Source organism: Kosakonia sp. MH5 (assembly GCF_009935945.1).
GTDB classification, from domain to species: domain Bacteria; phylum Pseudomonadota; class Gammaproteobacteria; order Enterobacterales; family Enterobacteriaceae; genus Kosakonia; species Kosakonia radicincitans.
This window is the reverse complement of the sequence record NZ_QODH01000015.1, coordinates 1-20,225: the sequence shown is the minus strand read 5'-3', so window position 1 is coordinate 20,225 and position 20,225 is coordinate 1. Positions and strand designations below refer to the sequence as shown.

Annotated in this window: 18 protein-coding genes and 1 tRNA gene; 6 read left to right on the top strand and 13 right to left on the bottom strand. The window is 53.7% G+C overall.

What is annotated here, in order from left to right; all coding sequences use genetic code 11:
- Positions 1-97: 97 nt before the first annotated feature.
- Entirely contained in the window at positions 98-1,357 is a 1,260-nt protein-coding gene (rho, locus tag DK872_RS24800) for a transcription termination factor Rho (RefSeq protein ID WP_004386383.1), read from the bottom strand.
- Positions 1,358-1,700: 343 nt separating this feature from the next.
- Positions 1,701-2,030, bottom strand: coding sequence for a thioredoxin TrxA (trxA, locus tag DK872_RS24795; protein ID WP_007369186.1), 330 nt, complete (start codon positions 2,028-2,030; stop codon positions 1,701-1,703).
- A 144-nt stretch (positions 2,031-2,174) separates the two neighbouring features.
- On the opposite strand from trxA, the gene rhlB reads away from it, so the two are divergent.
- Positions 2,175-3,443, top strand: a complete 1,269-nt coding sequence (gene rhlB, locus DK872_RS24790; protein ID WP_007369187.1) for an ATP-dependent RNA helicase RhlB — start codon at positions 2,175-2,177, stop codon at positions 3,441-3,443.
- A gap of 6 nt (positions 3,444-3,449) precedes the next feature.
- A complete protein-coding gene (gene gppA, locus DK872_RS24785) occupies positions 3,450-4,934 on the top strand; it encodes a guanosine-5'-triphosphate,3'-diphosphate diphosphatase (protein ID WP_071921775.1) in 1,485 nt (494 codons plus the stop codon).
- Positions 4,935-4,961: 27 nt separating this feature from the next.
- Here the strand turns inward: gppA and rep are convergent, their stop codons facing one another.
- On the bottom strand, positions 4,962-6,983 hold the full coding sequence (gene rep / locus DK872_RS24780) for a DNA helicase Rep (RefSeq protein ID WP_007369189.1): 2,022 nt from the start codon (positions 6,981-6,983) through the stop codon (positions 4,962-4,964).
- A gap of 196 nt (positions 6,984-7,179) precedes the next feature.
- On the opposite strand from rep, the gene ppiC reads away from it, so the two are divergent.
- Positions 7,180-7,461: a peptidylprolyl isomerase PpiC gene (ppiC, locus tag DK872_RS24775; protein ID WP_007369190.1), complete on the top strand. Its 282-nt coding sequence runs from the start codon at positions 7,180-7,182 to the stop codon at positions 7,459-7,461.
- 168 nt (positions 7,462-7,629) lie between these two features.
- Here ppiC and ilvC read toward each other — a convergent pair whose 3' ends face one another.
- A complete protein-coding gene (ilvC, locus tag DK872_RS24770) occupies positions 7,630-9,105 on the bottom strand; it encodes a ketol-acid reductoisomerase (protein WP_071921774.1) in 1,476 nt (491 codons plus the stop codon).
- Between the two features lie 156 nt (positions 9,106-9,261).
- On the opposite strand from ilvC, the gene ilvY reads away from it, so the two are divergent.
- Positions 9,262-10,152 carry an HTH-type transcriptional activator IlvY gene (gene ilvY, locus DK872_RS24765; protein ID WP_007369192.1) on the top strand — a complete coding sequence of 297 codons (891 nt, stop codon included), beginning with the start codon at positions 9,262-9,264 and terminating at the stop codon, positions 10,150-10,152.
- Here ilvY and ilvA read toward each other — a convergent pair.
- The 7 genes from ilvA to ilvL all read right to left on the bottom strand — a co-directional run bounded on the left by ilvA (position 10,149) and on the right by ilvL (position 16,829).
- On the bottom strand, positions 10,149-11,693 hold the full coding sequence (gene ilvA / locus DK872_RS24760) for a threonine ammonia-lyase, biosynthetic (protein WP_161518940.1): 1,545 nt from the start codon (positions 11,691-11,693) through the stop codon (positions 10,149-10,151). The two genes, ilvY and ilvA, sit on opposite strands and share 4 nt — an antisense overlap.
- A gap of 2 nt (positions 11,694-11,695) precedes the next feature.
- A complete protein-coding gene (gene ilvD, locus DK872_RS24755) occupies positions 11,696-13,546 on the bottom strand; it encodes a dihydroxy-acid dehydratase (RefSeq protein WP_007369194.1) in 1,851 nt (616 codons plus the stop codon).
- Between the two features lie 185 nt (positions 13,547-13,731).
- A complete protein-coding gene (ilvE, locus tag DK872_RS24750; RefSeq protein ID WP_007369195.1) occupies positions 13,732-14,661 on the bottom strand; it encodes a branched-chain-amino-acid transaminase in 930 nt (309 codons plus the stop codon).
- A gap of 17 nt (positions 14,662-14,678) precedes the next feature.
- Positions 14,679-14,948, bottom strand: coding sequence for an acetolactate synthase 2 small subunit (gene ilvM / locus DK872_RS24745; RefSeq protein WP_007369196.1), 270 nt, complete (start codon positions 14,946-14,948; stop codon positions 14,679-14,681).
- On the bottom strand, positions 14,945-16,591 hold the full coding sequence (ilvG, locus tag DK872_RS24740; RefSeq protein WP_161518932.1) for an acetolactate synthase 2 catalytic subunit: 1,647 nt from the start codon (positions 16,589-16,591) through the stop codon (positions 14,945-14,947). The genes ilvM and ilvG overlap by 4 nt, the downstream gene beginning before the upstream one ends.
- Positions 16,592-16,593: 2 nt before the next feature.
- Positions 16,594-16,644 carry a peptide IlvX gene (gene ilvX / locus DK872_RS28055; RefSeq protein ID WP_202626166.1) on the bottom strand — a complete coding sequence of 17 codons (51 nt, stop codon included), beginning with the start codon at positions 16,642-16,644 and terminating at the stop codon, positions 16,594-16,596.
- An 86-nt stretch (positions 16,645-16,730) separates the two neighbouring features.
- Complete coding sequence (gene ilvL / locus DK872_RS24735) at positions 16,731-16,829, bottom strand: ilv operon leader peptide (protein WP_015966468.1); 99 nt, start codon at positions 16,827-16,829, stop codon at positions 16,731-16,733.
- 319 nt (positions 16,830-17,148) lie between these two features.
- Here ilvL and DK872_RS24730 point away from each other — a divergent pair, with 319 nt between their 5' ends.
- Positions 17,149-18,669, top strand: a complete 1,521-nt coding sequence (locus tag DK872_RS24730) for a YifB family Mg chelatase-like AAA ATPase (RefSeq protein WP_007369198.1) — start codon at positions 17,149-17,151, stop codon at positions 18,667-18,669.
- Positions 18,670-18,693: 24 nt separating this feature from the next.
- Here DK872_RS24730 and DK872_RS24725 read toward each other — a convergent pair whose 3' ends face one another.
- Positions 18,694-19,032 carry a DUF413 domain-containing protein gene (locus DK872_RS24725; RefSeq protein ID WP_007369199.1) on the bottom strand — a complete coding sequence of 113 codons (339 nt, stop codon included), beginning with the start codon at positions 19,030-19,032 and terminating at the stop codon, positions 18,694-18,696.
- 106 nt (positions 19,033-19,138) lie between these two features.
- Here DK872_RS24725 and hdfR point away from each other — a divergent pair, with 106 nt between their 5' ends.
- Positions 19,139-19,972, top strand: a complete 834-nt coding sequence (gene hdfR / locus DK872_RS24720; protein WP_090398664.1) for an HTH-type transcriptional regulator HdfR — start codon at positions 19,139-19,141, stop codon at positions 19,970-19,972.
- A gap of 93 nt (positions 19,973-20,065) precedes the next feature.
- On the opposite strand, the gene DK872_RS24715 is transcribed toward hdfR, so the two are convergent.
- A tRNA-Trp gene (locus DK872_RS24715) sits at positions 20,066-20,141 on the bottom strand.
- Positions 20,142-20,225 lie beyond the last annotated feature (84 nt).

Below are 20,225 nucleotides of genomic sequence, written 5' to 3'. Positions count from 1 at the left end.
GCCAGTGTTGGACAATACCTGTCCTGGTGCATATAGCGTATAGCCCAGAAATGAAAAACGCCACGTAAAAACGTGGCGTTTCTGAGGTTTATTTGTATTAAGAGCGCTTCATCATGTCGAAGAATTCATCATTTGTCTTCGTCATCGCCAGCTTGTTGATGAGGAACTCCATTGCATCAATCTCACCCATTGGATGGATGATTTTGCGCAGGATCCACATCTTCTGCAGCTCTTCCTGAGTGGTGAGCAGCTCTTCTTTACGCGTACCGGAACGGTTGTAATCAATCGCCGGGAAGACGCGTTTTTCTGCGATCTTACGGGAGAGATGCAGCTCCATGTTACCGGTGCCTTTAAACTCTTCGTAAATCACTTCATCCATCTTCGAACCGGTATCGATCAACGCAGTCGCGATAATGGTCAGGCTGCCGCCCTCTTCCACGTTACGCGCAGCACCGAAGAAACGCTTCGGACGATGCAGGGCGTTAGCATCCACACCACCCGTCAACACTTTACCGGAAGCCGGAACAACGGTGTTGTAAGCACGCGCCAGGCGGGTGATGGAATCCAGCAGAATGATAACGTCTTTCTTATGCTCAACCAGACGTTTGGCTTTTTCGATAACCATTTCAGCAACCTGCACGTGGCGGGAAGCCGGTTCATCGAAGGTAGAAGCAACCACTTCACCTTTTACCAGACGCTGCATTTCCGTCACTTCTTCCGGACGTTCGTCAATCAGCAGCACCATCAGTACGCAATCCGGATGGTTATACGCAATGCTCTGCGCGATGTTCTGCAGCAGCATGGTTTTACCCGCTTTCGGCGGCGCAACAATCAGACCACGCTGACCGCGACCGATAGGCGATGCCAGATCCAGTACGCGAGCGGTTAAGTCTTCGGTCGAACCATTACCACGCTCCATACGCAGACGAGAGTTTGCGTGCAGCGGCGTTAAGTTTTCGAACAGAATCTTATTACGCGCGTTTTCCGGCTTATCGAAATTCACCTCGTTAACTTTCAGCAGTGCGAAGTAACGTTCACCTTCTTTAGGTGGGCGAATCTTACCTGAAATGGTGTCACCGGTGCGGAGGTTGAAACGGCGGATTTGGCTGGGGGATACGTAGATGTCGTCAGGGCCGGCGAGGTAGGAGCTGTCTGCGGAACGGAGGAAACCAAATCCATCCTGCAGAATCTCCAGCACACCGTCGCCAAAGATATCTTCGCCACTCTTCGCGTGCTGCTTCAGGATGGCGAAAATGATGTCCTGTTTGCGCATACGGGCCAGGTTTTCCAGCCCCATATTTTCGCCGAGAGTGATCAGCTCAGAAACCGGCGTATTCTTTAATTCGGTAAGATTCATAATGGTGTGGGTTCTTAAACTCGGGGTAAATCTCGAACTTAATGTTGTGAATGGTATGGCAGGGTCATCCATGCCTGTTAACGGCCATCAACTCATATCTGATCGGTGCCTGGTCACAAGAAAGTACGCAGAACTGAAACGATAAGACGGAATGAGTGATAAGCCCGGAATCTGTTTACTTCCGTCGCGGCGATATTGCTCTGCGGGAAGTATCGGGTAATGCAAGGTTCAAACAACTAAAGGTATGTTCAAAACGAAGTCAAAACTAAATTAGCACGGCAGAAGCCGGGCGTCCAGCGATCCTAAAAAATTAGGACGACTGGCACGCCGGCAGAACCTGATACTACGCCAGGTTGGCGTCCAGGAACTCTTTCAGTTGGCCTTTAGACAAGGCACCCACTTTGGTCGCAGCCACTTCGCCGTGTTTAAACAGCAGCAGGGTTGGGATACCACGAATACCGTACTTCGGCGCAGTGCCTGGGTTCTGGTCGATATTCAGTTTCGCAATGGTCAGTTTGCCTTCGTACTCATTAGCGACTTCATCCAGAATCGGGGCGATCATTTTGCACGGTCCACACCACTCTGCCCAGAAATCAACGAGAACAAGCCCGTCCGCTTTGAGTACATCCGTGTCAAAACTATCGTCAGTCAGGTGAATAATTTTATCGCTCATATATAACTCCACAGGAATAAGCCTGGTGTGTTGGTGTAGCATAAAACAACAACGTATTGATGCCACAATAACCAACTAAAGGTTGACTTTATTTCACCGGATACGCTTTCGTAAAGCAATAGTAAGCTGATATTCTACCACACTATGAGCAAAACACATTTAACTGAACAGAAGTTTTCCGACTTCGCCCTGCACCCAAAGGTGATCGAAGCCCTTGAAAATAAAGGGTTTCATAATTGCACGCCTATACAGGCTCTGGCTCTTCCGCTGACGCTGGCGGGCCGTGACGTTGCAGGTCAGGCGCAAACCGGTACCGGTAAAACGATGGCGTTTTTAACGTCAACGTTTCATTATCTCCTCTCTCACCCGGCGATCGAAGACCGTAAAGTGAACCAGCCGCGCGCAATTATTATGGCGCCGACGCGTGAACTCGCGGTACAAATTCATGCCGATGCAGAACCGCTTGCGCAATCAACAGGCCTGAAACTGGGTCTGGCTTACGGCGGTGATGGTTACGACAAACAGCTAAAAGTGCTGGAAAGCGGCGTCGATATTCTGATCGGCACAACCGGTCGTATGATCGATTACACCAAACAGAACCATATTAACCTGGCCGCAGTTCAGGTCGTGGTGCTGGACGAAGCCGATCGTATGTACGATCTGGGCTTTATTAAAGATATCCGTTGGCTATTCCGCCGCATGCCGGCAGCCACACAGCGTCTGAACATGCTGTTCTCCGCCACACTCTCTTATCGGGTACGTGAACTCGCATTCGAGCAGATGAACAACGCAGAATACGTCGAAGTGGAACCGGAACAGAAAACCGGCCACCGCATTAAAGAAGAGCTTTTCTATCCTTCTAATGAAGAGAAAATGCGTCTGCTGCAAACGTTGATTGAAGAAGAGTGGCCGGATCGCGCCATTATTTTCGCCAACACCAAACATCGCTGTGAAGATATCTGGGGCCATCTGGCTGCCGATGGTCATCGTGTTGGTCTGCTGACTGGCGACGTAGCGCAGAAAAAACGCCTGCGTATTCTTGATGAATTCACCCGCGGCGATCTCGATATTCTGGTCGCTACGGACGTTGCGGCGCGCGGTCTGCATATCCCAGCCGTTACCCACGTCTTTAACTACGATCTGCCGGACGACTGCGAAGACTACGTGCACCGCATCGGCCGTACGGGTCGTGCGGGCGCCAGCGGCAACTCTATCAGCCTTGCTTGTGAAGAGTACGCGCTGAACCTGCCCGCAATTGAAACGTATATCGGGCACTCAATTCCGGTGAGCAAATACAATCCGGATGCGCTGCTCAGCGAATTACCGCCGCCGAAACGCCTGACGCGTTCGCGCTCAGGTAACGGTCCGCGCCGCAGTGGTGGTGCGCCACGTAATCGCCGTCGTTCAGGTTAAAAAAATATGCTTGGTTCCGCCTCGCTCTATGCCGCCATTGATCTTGGCTCCAACAGTTTTCATATGCTGGTTGTGCGCGAGGTGGCGGGAAGCATTCAGACGCTTTCCCGCATCAAACGCAAGGTTCGCCTCGCGGCGGGCCTGAGCAGTGAAAACCAGCTTTCCCAGGAAGCGATGGAACGCGGCTGGCAATGCCTGCGTTTGTTTTCAGAGCGTCTTCAGGATATTCCCGCACAGCAAATCCGCGTTGTGGCGACAGCCACGCTCCGCCTGGCGGTTAACGCCCAGGAATTCCTCAACAAAGCGCAAGTCATCCTCGGTTGCCCGGTGCAGGTCATCAGCGGCGAAGAGGAAGCGCGTCTGATTTATCAGGGTGTTGCGCATACTACCGGCGGTGCGGATCAGCGTCTGGTGGTGGATATCGGCGGTGCCAGCACCGAGCTGGTGACCGGTACCGGCGCGCAAACCACTTCGCTGTTTAGTCTGTCGATGGGCTGCGTCACCTGGCTTGAGCGTTTTTTTACCGATCGCAATCTCGGACAGGAAAATTTCGACGCCGCAGAGCATGCTGCGCGTGAAGTGCTGCGCCCGGTCGCCGATGAGCTTCGTCGGCATGGCTGGAAAGTGTGCGTTGGCGCATCCGGCACCGTGCAAGCCCTGCAAGAAATCATGATGGCGCAGGGTATGGATGAGCGCATTACTCTCGCCAAACTTCAGCAGCTTAAGCAGCGAGCTATTCAGTGCGGGCGGCTTGAAGAACTGGAGATCGAAGGTCTGACGCTGGAGCGTGCGTTGGTCTTTCCTAGCGGGCTGGCGATTCTGATCGCTATCTTTACCGAGATGAATATTGCCAGCATGACGCTGGCTGGCGGCGCGCTGCGTGAAGGTCTGGTCTATGGCATGCTGCATCTGGCGGTTGATCAGGATATTCGCAGCCGTACGCTGCGCAACATTCAGCGCCGTTTTATTATCGATACCGATCAGGCCCGTCGCGTGACTGCGCTGGCAAAACGCTTTGCGTTGAGTGTAGAAAAAGAGTGGGAACTTGACGCCTACAGCATCGAAATACTGCAAGTTGCCTGCGAACTGCATGAAATTGGTCTGAGTATTGAGTTTAAACAGGCACCGCTGCATGCAGCATGGCTGGTACGCAATCTCGATCTGCCGGGCTTTACGCCAGCGCAGAAAAAACTGCTCGCCACGCTGCTGCTGAATCAGACCAACGCTGTCGATCTCTCCTCACTGCACCAGCAAAACGCCGTCCCGCCGCGCGTTGCGGAACATCTCTGCCGCCTGCTGCGCCTGGCAATTATTTTTGCCAGCCGCCGTCGCGACGATTTGTTGCCGGAAATTATCGTCAGCGCGCAAGGAGAAAAACTGGCGCTGTCGTTGCCGCAGGGTTGGCTGAAAAGTCACCCGTTGGGCGCGGAGTTAATCGAGCAGGAAAGCCAGTGGCAAAGCTACGTCCACTGGCCGCTGGAAATCCAGTAAGCGTAAGCCCGGTATCCGCCGGGCTTTTTACTTCTCTTTTGCCTTCGCCAGCATGGCGCGAATATTTGCCACGTTGGCCTGCCCTTTGTGCATCCGCTCTTCAGCGCTCACCACTTTGCGCTCCTGCTCCCAGATCAGGTCATCCTGTGGTAATTCCAGCAGGAAACGGCTCGGCTCCGGCCGCACCAGTTCGCCATACTGACGGCGCTCCTTACAGAGGGTGAAAATCAGCTCCTTCTGCGCCCGGGTGATGCCCACATAAGCAAGGCGGCGCTCTTCATCGACGTTATCCTCATCGATGCTGCTCTGATGCGGCAGTAATCCCTCTTCCATACCGACCAGGAAGACATACGGAAATTCCAGCCCTTTGGAGGCATGCAATGTCATTAGCTGCACCTGGTCAGATTCGTCATCGCTCTCACCGCGCTCCATCATATCGCGCAGGGTAAAACGCGTGACCACCTCCGCCAATGTCATCGGCTCATCCAGTTCGCTGCCTTCCAGCATTTCCGTCATCCAGCCAAACAGCGTGTTGACGTTTTTCATCCGCATTTCGGCGGCTTTCGGGCTGGGCGAGGTTTCAAACAACCAGGATTCATAGTCGATGCCGTGGATCAAATCGCGCACCGCAGCAATCGGCTCACGCTCGGACAACTGTTGCACGTCGCCCAGCCACTGCGTAAAGCGCGTCAATGATTCATAGCCACGTCCAGTGAGCGTCTGATTCAGGCCAACATCAAAGCTGGCGGCAAACAGGCTTTTATTACGCAGCATCGCCCACTCACCCAGCTTTTGCAGGGTAGCGGAGCCAATCTCGCGCTTCGGCGTATTTACAATCCGCAAAAATGCGCTGTCGTCTTCCGTATTGGTCAGCACGCGCAAGTAAGCCAGCAGGTCTTTGATTTCCGGACGCGAGAAAAACGACGTACCGCCAGAGATTTTGTACGGGATGCGGTTCTGCATCAGGAATTTTTCAAACACCCGTGACTGGTGGTTACCGCGATAAAGAATCGCATAATCTTTGTACTGGGTTTTGTTGACGAAGTGATGAGCTATCAGCTCCCCGGTAACACGTTCGGCTTCATGTTCTTCGTGATTCGCGCTAAGGATCTTCAGCTCCGGCCCGTAACCCAACTCTGAAAAAAGACGCTTTTCAAATACGTGCGGGTTGTTGGCGATCAGGATGTTTGCCGCTTTCAGAATACGCCCGGATGAGCGATAGTTTTGCTCCAGTTTAACTACCTGCAACGCCGGAAAATCCTGACTCAGCAGCACCAGGTTTTGCGGACGCGCACCGCGCCAGGAGTAGATCGACTGATCGTCATCGCCCACCACCGTAAAACGCGCGCGCTGCCCCACCAGCAATTTCACCAGCTCATACTGGCTGGTATTGGTGTCCTGATATTCATCCACCAGCAGATAGCGAATCTTGTTCTGCCAGCGTTCGCGCACCTCTTCATTGCGCTGTAATAACAGTGTCGGCAGCAAAATCAAATCGTCGAAATCGAGCACGTTGCACGATTTCATATGGCTATCGTACAGGCCATAGCAGTGAGCAAAAATACGATCGCGCTCGCCCTTTGCCTGTGCGGCAGCCTGCGGCGGCGTCAGTAGATCGTTTTTCCAGTTCGAGATCGTGGAGATCAACTGCTGCAATACCGCTTTGTCATCGTCGATCAGCCCTTCGGTCAACTCTTTCAGCAGCGCGACCTGATCGGTGTCATCAAACAGTGAAAAGTTGGATTTCATCCCCAATGCGGCGAATTCACGCTTAATGATTGTTAGCCCCAGCGTGTGAAAGGTGGAGATCATCAAGCCGCGCGCCTCTTTGCGCCCCAGCGTCTGCGCCACACGCTCTTTCATTTCGCGCGCTGCTTTGTTGGTAAAAGTCACCGCCGCGATATGTTTTGCCTGATAGCCACAGCCGCGGATCAGATGAGCGATTTTGTTGGTGATCACGCGTGTTTTACCGGATCCCGCGCCAGCAAGCACCAGGCAGGGTCCGGTGACGAATTCGACGGCTTGTTGTTGTCCGGGGTTCAAACGCATAAAAAGATCACTCAATGGAAAACGGGAGGGAGAAAACGTACACCACGTCATTCAGACTACATCAAGGCAGCAAAGCTAAATCCTCAGGAGCTTACAGAAGTAAGTTACCAGGTGAGCAGACGCAGCCAAAAGAGATCGAAGTGTATAACAGCGTGGTAGTATAGCCAGCGTAAACTCTCACACTCAAGGCACGATCATGGCAAAAACCGCAGCAGCACTCCATATACTTGTTAAAGAAGAGAAACTGGCACAGGATCTTCTGGAACAGATCAAAAACGGCGGCGATTTCGAGAAACTGGCGAAGAAACACTCTATCTGCCCGTCAGGTAAAAAAGGCGGTCACTTAGGCGAATTCCGTCAGGGCCAGATGGTACCGGCGTTCGACAAAGTGGTGTTCTCCTGCCCGGTGCTGGAACCAACCGGCCCGCTGCATACGCAGTTCGGTTATCACATCATTAAAGTGCTGTACCGCAACTAATAAAAAGCCCGGTGGCGCTAACGCTTACCGGGCTTATGCTCGTTACTGCTTTACATTCCCTATAGATTCCGGCTTGCGGGACAGTACATCCCCGGAAGTATAGAAAACTATATAACCGGGGTGTACGAACGCCGCCAACGCATCCGCAGGTCGAAAGACGACGGGGAATTAACCCGCTACCGCGATACGTTTCATATCCGTCATGTAGCCACGCAGTTTCTGGCCCACTTTCTCAATCGCATGGTTGCGAATCGCTTCGTTCACATCACGCAGCTGCGCGTTATCAACCGCGCCTTCCGCAATCGCTTTGCCCAGATCGCCAGTTTGCAGCGTGGTCATAAACTCTTTCAGCAGCGGCACGCAGGCATAAGAGAACAGGTAGTTACCGTACTCAGCGGTATCGGAGATCACGACGTTCATCTCATACAGGCGTTTACGCGCGATAGTGTTAGCGATCAGCGGCAGTTCGTGCAGAGACTCATAGTACGCAGACTCTTCGATAATGCCGGAAGCTACCATGGTTTCGAACGCCAGCTCAACGCCCGCTTTCACCATCGCAATCATCAGTACGCCCTTGTCGAAGTACTCTTGCTCGCTGATTTTGCCTTCAAACTGCGGTGCAGTTTCGAACGCGGTTTTACCGGTCTCTTCACGCCAGGTCAGCAGTTTTTTATCGTCGTTGGCCCAGTCAGCCATCATGCCGGAAGAGAATTCACCGGAGATGATGTCATCCATATGTTTCTGGAACAGCGGCGCCATGATGCCTTTCAGTTGTTCGGACAGCGCGTAAGCACGCAGTTTCGCCGGGTTAGACAGACGATCCATCATCAGCGTGATACCGCCCTGTTTCAGGGCTTCGGTCACGGTTTCCCAGCCAAACTGGATCAGTTTTTCGGCATAAGTCGGGTCAGTACCTTCAGCCACCAGCTTGTCGAAGCACAGCAGAGAACCGGCCTGTAACATACCGCAGAGAATGGTCTGTTCGCCCATCAGGTCAGATTTCACTTCCGCTACGAAAGAGGATTCCAGAACGCCTGCGCGATGGCCACCGGTCGCCGCAGCCCACGCTTTGGCAATCGCCATGCCTTCACCTTTCGGATCGTTTTCCGGGTGAACAGCGATAAGCGTTGGTACGCCAAAACCGCGTTTGTACTCTTCGCGCACTTCGGTACCCGGACATTTCGGCGCGACCATCACGACAGTGATGTCTTTACGAATCTGCTCGCCCACTTCCACGATGTTGAAACCGTGAGAGTAGCCCAGCGCAGCGCCATCTTTCATCAGCGGCTGTACGGAACGCACAACGTCAGAGTGCTGTTTGTCCGGCGTCAGGTTAACCACCAGATCCGCCTGCGGGATCAGCTCTTCGTAGGTACCTACTTTAAAACCGTTTTCGGTCGCTTTACGCCAGGAGGCGCGTTTTTCCGCGATGGCTTCTTTACGCAGAGCGTAAGAGATATCCAGACCGGAGTCGCGCATGTTCAGGCCCTGGTTCAGCCCTTGTGCGCCGCAGCCGACAATGACCACTTTTTTACCCTGAAGGTAGCTTGCGCCATCGGCAAATTCTTCACGCGCCATAAAGCGACATTTGCCCAGCTGCGCCAGCTGCTGGCGCAGGTTCAGTGTATTAAAGTAGTTAGCCATGGTAAGACCTCATGATGTTGTGTTGTCGTGCTTATTGTTCAGTTCGCTGATTCGCGAGATTGAACCCACTATATGACAGGAAATGCGTTGCTTAAATTGATATATTAACAATGTCACATTGCAATTTTTGCAATGTAAATTTGCGGAGCCTGTCTCATGGATTTACGCGATCTGAAAACCTTCCTGCATCTGGCGGAAAGCCGCCATTTTGGCCGCAGCGCGCGCGCTATGCATGTCAGTCCCTCCACGCTTTCACGCCAGATCCAGCGGCTGGAAGAAGACCTTGGGCAGCCACTGTTTGTGCGTGATAACCGTACCGTCACGCTGACCGATGCGGGAGAAGAGTTACGCACCTTTGCTCAACAAACGTTATTACAGTATCAGCAACTCCGCCACTCGATAGACCAGCAAGGCCCATCGCTCTCCGGCGAACTGCACCTGTTCTGTTCGGTCACCGCCGCCTACAGCCATTTACCGCCCATCCTCGACCGCTTCCGCGCTGAACATCCGTCGGTGGAGATCAAACTCACAACCGGCGATGCTGCCGATGCCATGGAAAAAGTGGTTACCGGTGAAGCGGATCTGGCGATTGCCGGCAAGCCGGAAACGCTCCCCGGCGCGGTGGCGTTTTCAATGCTGGAGAATCTGGCGGTGGTTCTGATTGCGCCGGCGCTGCCATGTCCGGTGCGTAACCAGGTATCACAAACCGAGCCTGACTGGTCAACAGTGCCATTTATCATGGCCGATCAGGGGCCGGTGCGTCGGCGCATTGAGCTGTGGTTCCGCCGCCATAAAATCAGCAATCCCGCCATTTACGCGACCGTTGGCGGACACGAAGCCATGGTCTCCATGGTAGCGCTGGGGTGCGGTGTGGCGCTGATCCCGGAAGTGGTGCTGGAGAACAGCCCGGAGCCGGTACGTAATCGTGTGATGATCCTCGAACGTAGCGATGAAAAAACGCCGTTCGAGCTTGGCGTGTGCGTACAAAAAAAGCGGCTCTATGAGCCGCTTATCGATGCATTCTGGAAAATTCTGCCGAACAACTAACCCGCCAGGAAGAAACGGAATGCCGGGTTATGCGTTTCGTCGTGGCAGTCATAACCCAGTTCATTGAGCCGGGTTTCGAAATCCGGCTCGTGATCGCCCAGTTCAAACGCCGCCAGTACGCGACCATAATCCGTGCCATGGCTGCGATAGTGGAACAGCGAGATATTCCAGTGCGTACCAAGCGTATGCAGGAATTTCAGCAGCGCGCCCGGTGATTCCGGGAACTCGAAACTGTACAAACGCTCCTGCAACGGTTTCGACGGCCGTCCACCAACCATATAGCGCACGTGCAGCTTCGCCATCTCATCGTCGGAGAGATCCACCACGCTGTAACCACCGTCATTCAGCAATGACAGGATCTCCTGGCGCTCTTCCAGACCGCGACTCAAACGCACGCCGACAAAAATGCACGCGTTTTTCGCATCGGCGAAACGGTAGTTAAATTCGGTAACAGAACGCCCGCCCAACAACTGGCAGAACTTCAGGAAGCTGCCCTTCTCTTCCGGAATGGTCACCGCCAGCAGCGCTTCGCGTTGCTCGCCCAGCTCACAGCGTTCAGAAACATAGCGTAAGCCGTGGAAATTGACGTTTGCGCCGGAGAGCACATGCGCCAGCCGCTCGCCGTGAATGTTGTGTTTGGCGATATATTTCTTCATCCCCGCCAGCGCCAGCGCGCCGGATGGTTCCGCGACCGCCCGCACATCTTCGAACAGATCTTTCATCGCCGCGCAAATCGCATCGCTATCGACGGTAATGATATCGTCGAGGTACTCCTGGCACAGACGGAAGGTTTCGTCGCCGATACGTTTAACCGCAACGCCTTCGGCAAACAATCCAACGCGGGGCAAATCGACCGGATGCCCGGCGTCCAGCGCTGCTTTCAAGCAGGCAGAATCTTCCGCTTCGACAGCAATCACTTTGATTTGCGGCATCAGTTGCTTAACCAGCACCGCGACACCCGCTGCGAGGCCGCCGCCGCCGACCGGTACAAAGATCCGGTCGATATGCGCATCCTGCTGTAACAACTCCAGCGCCAGCGTTCCCTGCCCGGCAATCACCATCGGATGATCAAACGGCGGGACAAACGTGAACCCTTGCTGCTGCGACAGCTCAATGGCTTTGGCTTTCGCTTCATCGAAATTGGCGCCGTGCAGCAGCACTTCTCCGCCAAAACCGCGTACCGCATCGACTTTGATATCGGCTGTCGCCACTGGCATCACGATCAGCGATTTGATGCCGAGGCGCGTGGAAGACATCGCCACGCCCTGCGCGTGATTGCCTGCGGATGCCGTGATTACACCATGGGATTTCTGCTTGGCGGTTAACCCGGCGATCATCGCGTAAGCACCGCGCAGTTTGAAGCTGTGCACCGGCTGGCGATCTTCGCGTTTTACCAGAATGACGTTATCCAGACGCGAAGAGAGCTTGTCCATTTTTTGCAGCGGCGTCACCTGCGCCACTTCATAAACCGGCGCGCGCAGCACTGCCCTCAAATATTCCGCCCCTTCGGGGGCGGCGGAGAGGGGTTGGGATTCGGCCATCATTAACCCCCAAGTTTGGATTTATCGCGCACCGCACCCTTGTCTGCACTGGTTGCAAGACTGGCGTAAGCACGCAGCGCGAAGGAGACCTGACGTTCGCGATCCACCGGCGTCCAGGCTTTATCGCCGCGGGCTTCCTGTGCTTCACGGCGCGCCGCCAACTGCTGATCGCTGACCTGCAGTTGAATACCACGGTTCGGGATATCGATAGCGATGATATCGCCATCTTCAATCAACCCGATGTTGCCGCCGCTGGCCGCTTCCGGGGAAACGTGGCCGATAGAAAGGCCGGATGTCCCGCCAGAGAAACGCCCGTCGGTGATCAGCGCACAGGCTTTACCCAGGCCCATCGACTTCAGGAAGCTGGTCGGATACAACATCTCCTGCATACCTGGCCCACCTTTCGGCCCTTCATAGCGGATCACCACAACATCGCCGGCCACCACTTTACCACCGAGAATAGCCTCAACCGCTGCATCCTGGCTTTCATATACTTTTGCCGGACCGGTGAATTTCAGGTTGCTGTCATCCACGCCTGCGGTTTTCACGATGCAGCCGTTTTCGGCAAAGTTGCCGTACAGTACGGCCAGACCGCCATCTTTGCTGTATGCATGCTCCAGTGAGCGAATACAACCTGCGGCGCGATCGTCATCCAGCGTGTCCCAGCGGCAATCCTGTGAGAAAGCCTGGGTGGTGCGAATACCTGCCGGGCCAGCGCGGAACATCGTTTTCACCGCTTCGTCTTTGGTCAGCATGACATCGTACTGCTCAAGCGTTTGTGGCAGCGTCAGACCGAGCACGTTTTTCACGTCACGGTTTAACAGACCTGCGCGATCCAATTCACCCAGAATACCCAGCACGCCACCTGCACGGTGGACATCTTCCATATGGTATTTCTGCGTACTCGGCGCGACTTTACACAGTTGCGGAACTTTGCGGGAAAGCTGATCGATGTCACTCATGGTGAAATCAATTTCGGCTTCCTGCGCCGCCGCCAGCAGGTGCAGAACGGTATTGGTCGAACCGCCCATTGCGATGTCCAGCGTCATGGCGTTTTCGAATGCCGCTTTGCTGGCGATAGCGCGCGGCAGCGCCGAAGCATCGTCCTGCTCGTAATAACGTTTAGTCAGCTCAACAATGCGTTTGCCGGCATTGATAAACAACTCTTTGCGATCGGCATGGGTAGCCAGCAACGAACCGTTGCCCGGCTGCGACAGGCCCAGCGCTTCGGTCAGGCAGTTCATCGAGTTGGCGGTGAACATGCCGGAACAGGAGCCGCAGGTCGGGCATGCGGAACGTTCCACCTGTTCGCTCTGGTCATCAGAGACTTTCGGGTCTGCACCCTGAATCATCGCATCAACCAGATCCAGCTTGATGATCTGGTTGGAGAGTTTGGTCTTCCCGGCTTCCATCGGGCCGCCGGAGACGAAAATCACCGGAATATTGAGGCGCAGGGAAGCCATCAACATCCCCGGGGTGATTTTGTCGCAGTTGGAAATACACACCATCGCATCTGCGCAGTGGGCATTTACCATATATTCAACAGAATCAGCAATCAGCTCGCGGGAGGGCAGTGAATACAGCATGCCGCCGTGGCCCATGGCGATACCGTCATCGACGGCAATGGTGTTGAACTCTTTCGCCACGCCGCCTGCGGCTTCGATTTGCTCTGCAACCAGCTTACCAAGATCGCGCAGATGAACGTGCCCGGGCACGAACTGGGTAAACGAGTTCACTACAGCAATAATCGGCTTGCCGAAATCGGCGTCGGTCATCCCGGTTGCGCGCCACAGCGCGCGGGCACCCGCCATATTGCGCCCGTGAGTGGTGGTGGCGGAACGGTACTTAGGCATGCTCTTTTACTCCCGTCTGTCTTGTAGATGGGGTGGTGCGTGCCATCCCATATTTATTTGATATACCCTAACTCATTCTGGTTGCAGGAAGGCGGCAAGCGAGAATCCCCAGCGGCCTACATAAGTAAGTGACTGGGGTGAACGCGTGCGGCCAACACACCTACAACCTGAAGTATGACGGGTATTTATTGGTTAACCTGATCCAACCAGCCCCACTTATCTTCCGTTTCACCGGTAAAGAGGCCAAAGAATGCTTGCTGAATACGTTTGGTGACCGGACCGCAACGACCTTCACCAACCTGAATACCATCAACGCTACGAACCGGAGTGATCTCAGCAGCGGTACCAGACATGAACACTTCATCCGCCAGGTACAGCGATTCGCGGGACAGCACCTGCTCGCGAACTTCAATATTCAGCTCTTTCGCCAGCTTGATGATGGCATCACGGGTGATCCCCGGCAGTGCAGAAGAGGTGAACGGCGGAGTGAACAGGATGCCGTCTTTCACTTCAAACAGGTTTTCGCCCGCACCTTCAGAGATATAACCGTTCACATCCAGCGCGATACCTTCCTGATAGCCGTGACGGCGCGCTTCGCTACCAACCAGCAGAGAGGAGAGGTAGTTACCGCCGGCTTTTGCGGCTGTCGGGATGGTATTCGGCGCAACACGGTTCCACGAAGAAACCATCGCATCGATCCCTTGATCCAGCGCTTCTGCGCCCAGGTAAGCGCCCCACGGGAACGCAGCGATAATCACGTCAGTGCTGTAGCCCGCAGGCGGGTTCACGCCCATACCAACATCGCCAACAAAGATCAGCGGACGGATATACGCGCTGGTCAGGTTGTTTTTGCGGATCACTTCGCGGCAGGCTTCCATCAGTTCATCAATGCTTTGAGAAACCGGGAAACGGTAGATTTTGGCGGAATCATGCAGACGCTGCATATGTTCACGATGGCGGAAGACTACCGGGCCTTTGTGCGAGTCGTAGCAACGGATGCCTTCAAAGACAGAGGTGCCGTAGTGCAGAGCGTGGGACATCACGTGAACTTTCGCGTCTTCCCAACGAACCATCTCGCCATTGAACCAAATGTAGTCTGCTTTTTTCGTCGTCATTGTTCTTCCTTTTGCGCTTACGCGCGGATTTGTTGTGATTGTGATGATGTGGCGCGCTGCCGGATATCAACCCGGGCAACGTCGACAAGTTTGCTCAGTTGGCTAAACAGTAATTCGACAGGCCGCGGGCTGGCAACGGTCAATTCAATATTTATGTTCTGCGCATCGCTGGCGGTTTCCATATTCATCGCGCATACCTGAAAACCCCGGTGGCGCACCACGCGCAACACGCGCTCTAACGTTTCCGGATTGAAGCGAGCCTCAACGGCGACTTGATGTTGCATCATGATAATTTCTCCAGCATTTGTGAGTTACTGGCGCCGGGCGGCACCAATGGCCAGACATTCTCAAGTTCGTCGATTGAGACATGAAGCAGGTATGGCCCTGAGCTCGAAAGCATGGTGTCGAGTGCCGCTTCAACCTGGTCTTTACGGGTGATACGCTGGCCCGGGATGCCAAAGGCGCTGGCCAGCGTGAGGAAATCGGGGTTATCAGTCAGGGTAGTTTCGCTATAACGCTCGTTAAAGAACAACTGCTGCCATTGTCGAACCATTCCTAAACGCTGGTTGTCCAGCAATACCATCTTCAGCGGTAACTGTTTGCGTTTTACGGTGCCCAGTTCCTGCACATTCATCATGAAGGAACCGTCACCGGAGATACAGATCACCGTATCCTCCGGGCGGGCGACCTGCGCGCCAACGGCAGCGGGCAGACCAAACCCCATCGTGCCTAAGCCGCTGGAGGTAATGAAATTTTCCGGACGATCAAATTCAAGGTGTTGCGCAGCCCACATCTGGTGCTGCCCGACATCGGTCGTCACCACGCTGTTCGCTGGTTTGCGTTCGGAGAGTTGCTTTAACAGCAGCGGCGCATAAATCGCCTCGCCGGGATGGTCATAACGCCAGGCGTGCTCGCGGCGTAAGTCTGCGGCGTATTGTCGCCACGCATCAATGGAGAGCGCCTGTTGCAACGCCGGGAGCAACGCATTCAAATCACCCTGCAACGCGACATGCGCCTGACGCAGCTTACTCATCTCCGCCGGATCGATATCCATATGAATCACTTTTGCATACGGCGCAAAGGTATTCAGCTTGCCGGTCACGCGATCGTCGAACCGTGCGCCAACAGCAACCAGCAAATCGCACTCCTGAACCGCAAAGTTAGCCGCTTTAGTACCGTGCATCCCCAGCATACCGAGGTAATAGGCATACTCTGGCGCCACTGCGCCCAGGCCTTTCAGGGTACAAACTACCGGCATCTGTGTTGCAGCCAGGAACTCACGCAGAGCGGGAACTGCCTGTGCCATGCCAACGCCGCCGCCAACATACAGCATCGGTTTTTTAGCCTGCGCGAACATTTGGCGGGCCTGGTCAACTTGATCCTGCGGGAAGGAGAGTACGTCATCAACGGTGGCGAAATAGGGCTCAAGATCGCCACTCGCCAGTTGGATGTCTTTCGGAATATCAACCAAAACCGGGCCAGGGCGGCCAGAACTGGCGACATGGAAGGCTTCAGCCATTACGCGCGGCAGCTCTTCCAGGGATTCAACCAGAAAGCTGTGTTTGGTGCAGGCCAGCGACAAGCCCAACACATCCACTTCCTGAAAAGCGTCAGTGCCCATCAGCGGAGCCGCAACCTGGCCCGTAATCGCCACCACCGGAACTGAATCTAACAACGCATCGGCAAGGCCAGTAATCAGATTGGTAGCGCCCGGACCGGATGTCGCAATGCATACGCCTGTCTTACCCGTTGCGCGGGCATAGCCAATAGCGGCCATCGCAGCGCCCTGCTCGTGCCGGCACAGTAGGTGTTCCACGCCGCCGTCATACAATGCATCGTAAACCGGCATGATTGCGCCACCCGGATAGCCAAAAACCGTATCCACTTTCTGTGCCCGCAACGTATGTACTACCCACTGTGCCCCATTCATAGTCAGTTCCCCGCCGTATATCGGGAGAAACAGAATTTTGTACTACAACTCATTCTCTGCTCCTCGTTTATATTTTTAAGTCATAAAAAAACCCCCGGACCTTTCGGTGCGGGGGTCTTAGTTCGTTAAGGCTTGTTTTTTAAGCCTTTCCTCGTCCAAGTGCAGCCCCGCACGGTGGGATAATAATCACCACCACGCTAATCACGACCAGGCTAATCACTCGTAGAAGGGCTTTCATGTTTGTTCGTTCTTGCTTCATGTTCGAAGGAATGCCTAAAGAGGTAACACAGATTTCAGGCAAGACACAAGAAAAATTTATGACCACTTTAGTGCCCTCGCTCACAAGAAAGCAAAAACTCATTGTTTTATATAACAAAAATCGCTCGTGAAAATATTTCACTGGTTTCCCAACGAAATCAATGGTGCGAGCGCTCTTCCAGCGCGATGAAAACGGTGTGAACTTGCAGCAAATTACCGGGAACTTACGCGTAAATGCTCAATATCGATAATGAAAGGTAAAATCAACGAACAGATAATAGCCATGGTAAGGAGGAACTATGGCATTGTCAGTCATTTATACCCGAGCGGCTCTTGGCGTTACTGCGCCATTGGTGACGGTCGAAGTGCATATCAGCAATGGACTTCCAGGGCTGACTATTGTCGGATTACCAGAGACCACCGTCAAAGAGGCACGGGATCGGGTACGCAGCGCGATCATCAATAGTGGTTATGATTTCCCGGCAAAGCGGATCACAATCAATCTCGCACCGGCCGATCTCCCAAAAGAAGGGGGACGATACGATTTACCCATTGCTATTGCGCTTCTGGCAGCCTCAGAGCAACTAACAGCACCGATGCTGAGTGACTACGAGTTCGTTGGTGAACTTGCCCTTACAGGCGCATTGCGTGGGGTCTCCGGCGCTATCTCTTGTGTCATGGAAGCAGTGAAAGCCAGCCGTCGCATCATTATTGCTCAGGAAAATGAAGCGGAGGCCAGCCTCGCTGAAACAGAAGATTGCCGCGTAGCCGCCCATTTGCAGGAGGTATGCGCTTTTCTGGAAGGAAAACACGCTCTCTTACCTCCATCCCCCTTTGAAGGTGTCCAGGAGTGGCACAGTGAGGATCTGAGCGATGTAATTGGACAACAACAAGGCAAACGCGCTTTAGAAATCACTGCGGCAGGAGGGCATAATTTATTGTTGATAGGGCCGCCAGGAACCGGAAAAACCATGTTGGCCAGTAGACTGGGGGGATTATTGCCGCCACTTAATAATCAGGAAGCACTGGAAAGCGCCGCAGTGATGAGTGTATTCAACAGTAATAGCCTCATTCGCCACTGGCGACGACGGCCATTCAGAACGCCTCATCACAGCGCTTCCCTGGCGGCGATGGTCGGGGGCGGTTCATTACCAGGACCCGGTGAGATTTCGCTGGCGCACAACGGTGTACTGTTTCTGGATGAACTACCTGAGTTTGAGCGACGTGTACTGGATGCCCTGCGCGAACCGCTGGAGTCAGGCCAGATTCACATTTCACGGACAAGAGCAAAAATCACTTATCCTGCGCGCTTTCAGTTGATTGCGGCCATGAATCCCAGCCCAACCGGGCACTATCAGGGTAATCATAACCGCAGCACGCCTGAACAGACACTGCGGTATCTGGGGAGGTTATCAGGCCCTTTTCTCGACCGGTTTGATCTCTCGCTGGAAATACCGCTACCTGCTCCCGGTTTAATGAGCCAGCCCCAGCAGAAAGGGGAATGCAGTGAGGCCGTACGGTCACGCGTTATTCAGGCTCATGCTCGTCAGCATCAACGGCAGAAGAAGCTCAATGCCCGGCTGGAAAGCAGCGAAACAAAACAGTTCTGCTTGCTTGCAAAAGAGGATGGCGAGTGGCTGGAGGAGACGTTAACACGGCTGGGTTTCTCCATACGGGCCTGGCAACGTCTGCTGAAGGTAGCAAGAACTATTGCTGATCTGGAACAACAGGATGAGATCCAACGAACGCACCTGCAAGAAGCACTAAGTTATCGCGCAATCGACAGGTTACTCATTCATCTGCAAAATATGCTGACGTAAAAAAGGGGCCTTAGCCCCTTTCTCTTAATCGTCAGACTCGGTGTAATCTTCCGTGCCTTCCATCTGAGGTTTTCCACCCGATAAGGTGTGAAAACGCTTCGGTCGCTTAATACGAGCCATATACTTGAGCCAGACACGTTCTGCTTCCGTGTTGGGTTCACGTTCTCCACGGCAGACTGCGACAAACTGCGTTTCTTCTTCGGTCACTGGTTCACGTTTCCCAAGCTCCAGCTCGTTAAACGCATAACCGTGACGCTCAAGCAGTTGAGCCTCTTTGATGGTGAAATCACCGTGGCGCGAGAACCCGCGTGGATAATTTTTATTGTCGAAAAAACGATTCGTCGTCGTAAAGCTTTCCGCCATCCTGCACGCTCCTAATTCTTTGGCCGAGCTATTTATGGCGCGGAGTATTAGTTACGCTTGACAGAGTGTAAAACAAAACATTTAAATCATTACGACAAATATTTTTGTGGAGAAAACCGTGGATACGGAATTACTAAAAACTTTCCTGGAAGTAAGCAGGACTCGTCACTTCGGCCGGGCGGCTGAATCACTCTATCTGACACAGTCCGCAGTGAGTTTTCGTATTCGCCAGCTGGAGAACCAGCTTGGGGTTAATCTCTTTACTCGTCACCGTAATAATATCCGTCTTACAGCGGCTGGAGAGAAGCTTCTGCCTTATGCAGAGACGCTTATGAGTACGTGGCAGGCTGCGCGGAAAGAGGTTGCACATACTTCACGGCATCACCAATTTTCTATCGGTGCCAGCGCGTCATTATGGGAATGTATGCTCAGCGACTGGCTGAGCAGACTCTATGAGCTGCAGGGAAATCTGCAATTCGAAGCACGCATTGCACAACGTCAGTCATTAGTTAAACAGCTACATGAGCGGCAACTGGATCTGCTGATCACTACCGAAACACCGAAGATGGATGAATTCAGCAGTCAACTATTGGGGCATTTTACGCTCGCGCTCTATTCTGCTGAGCCAGGTAAAAATAAAGCGGAACTGAATTACTTGCGACTGGAGTGGGGGGCAGATTTTCAGCAGCATGAAGCAGAGTTGATCGCCAGTGACGATGTACCCACATTAACGACCAGTTCTGCGGAAGTCGCGCATCAACAGTTGCCACAGTTAAATGGTTGTACCTGGCTACCGGTGTTGTGGGCAGAACAAAAAGAAGGATTACATCTTGTAGCGGATACCGCGACCCTTTCTCGTCCGCTTTACGCTATTTGGCTGCAGAACAGTGACAAACAGAACCAGATCAAAGATCTTTTAAAGATCAAAGTGATTGATTGAAATATGAGGCAAGGATGCCAGTCTGGCATCTTCTGTATGAAAGGCACGAAAAAAAAGCAAAAAAAATCCTTAGCAAACGCTAAGGATTGTTTCTGGCAGGGGCGGAGGGACTCGAACCCCCAACACCCGGTTTTGGAGACCGGTGCTCTACCAATTGAACTACGCCCCTAATTAGGGTGGCGGAACGGACGGGACTCGAACCCGCGACCCCCTGCGTGACAGGCAGGTATTCTAACCGACTGAACTACCGCTC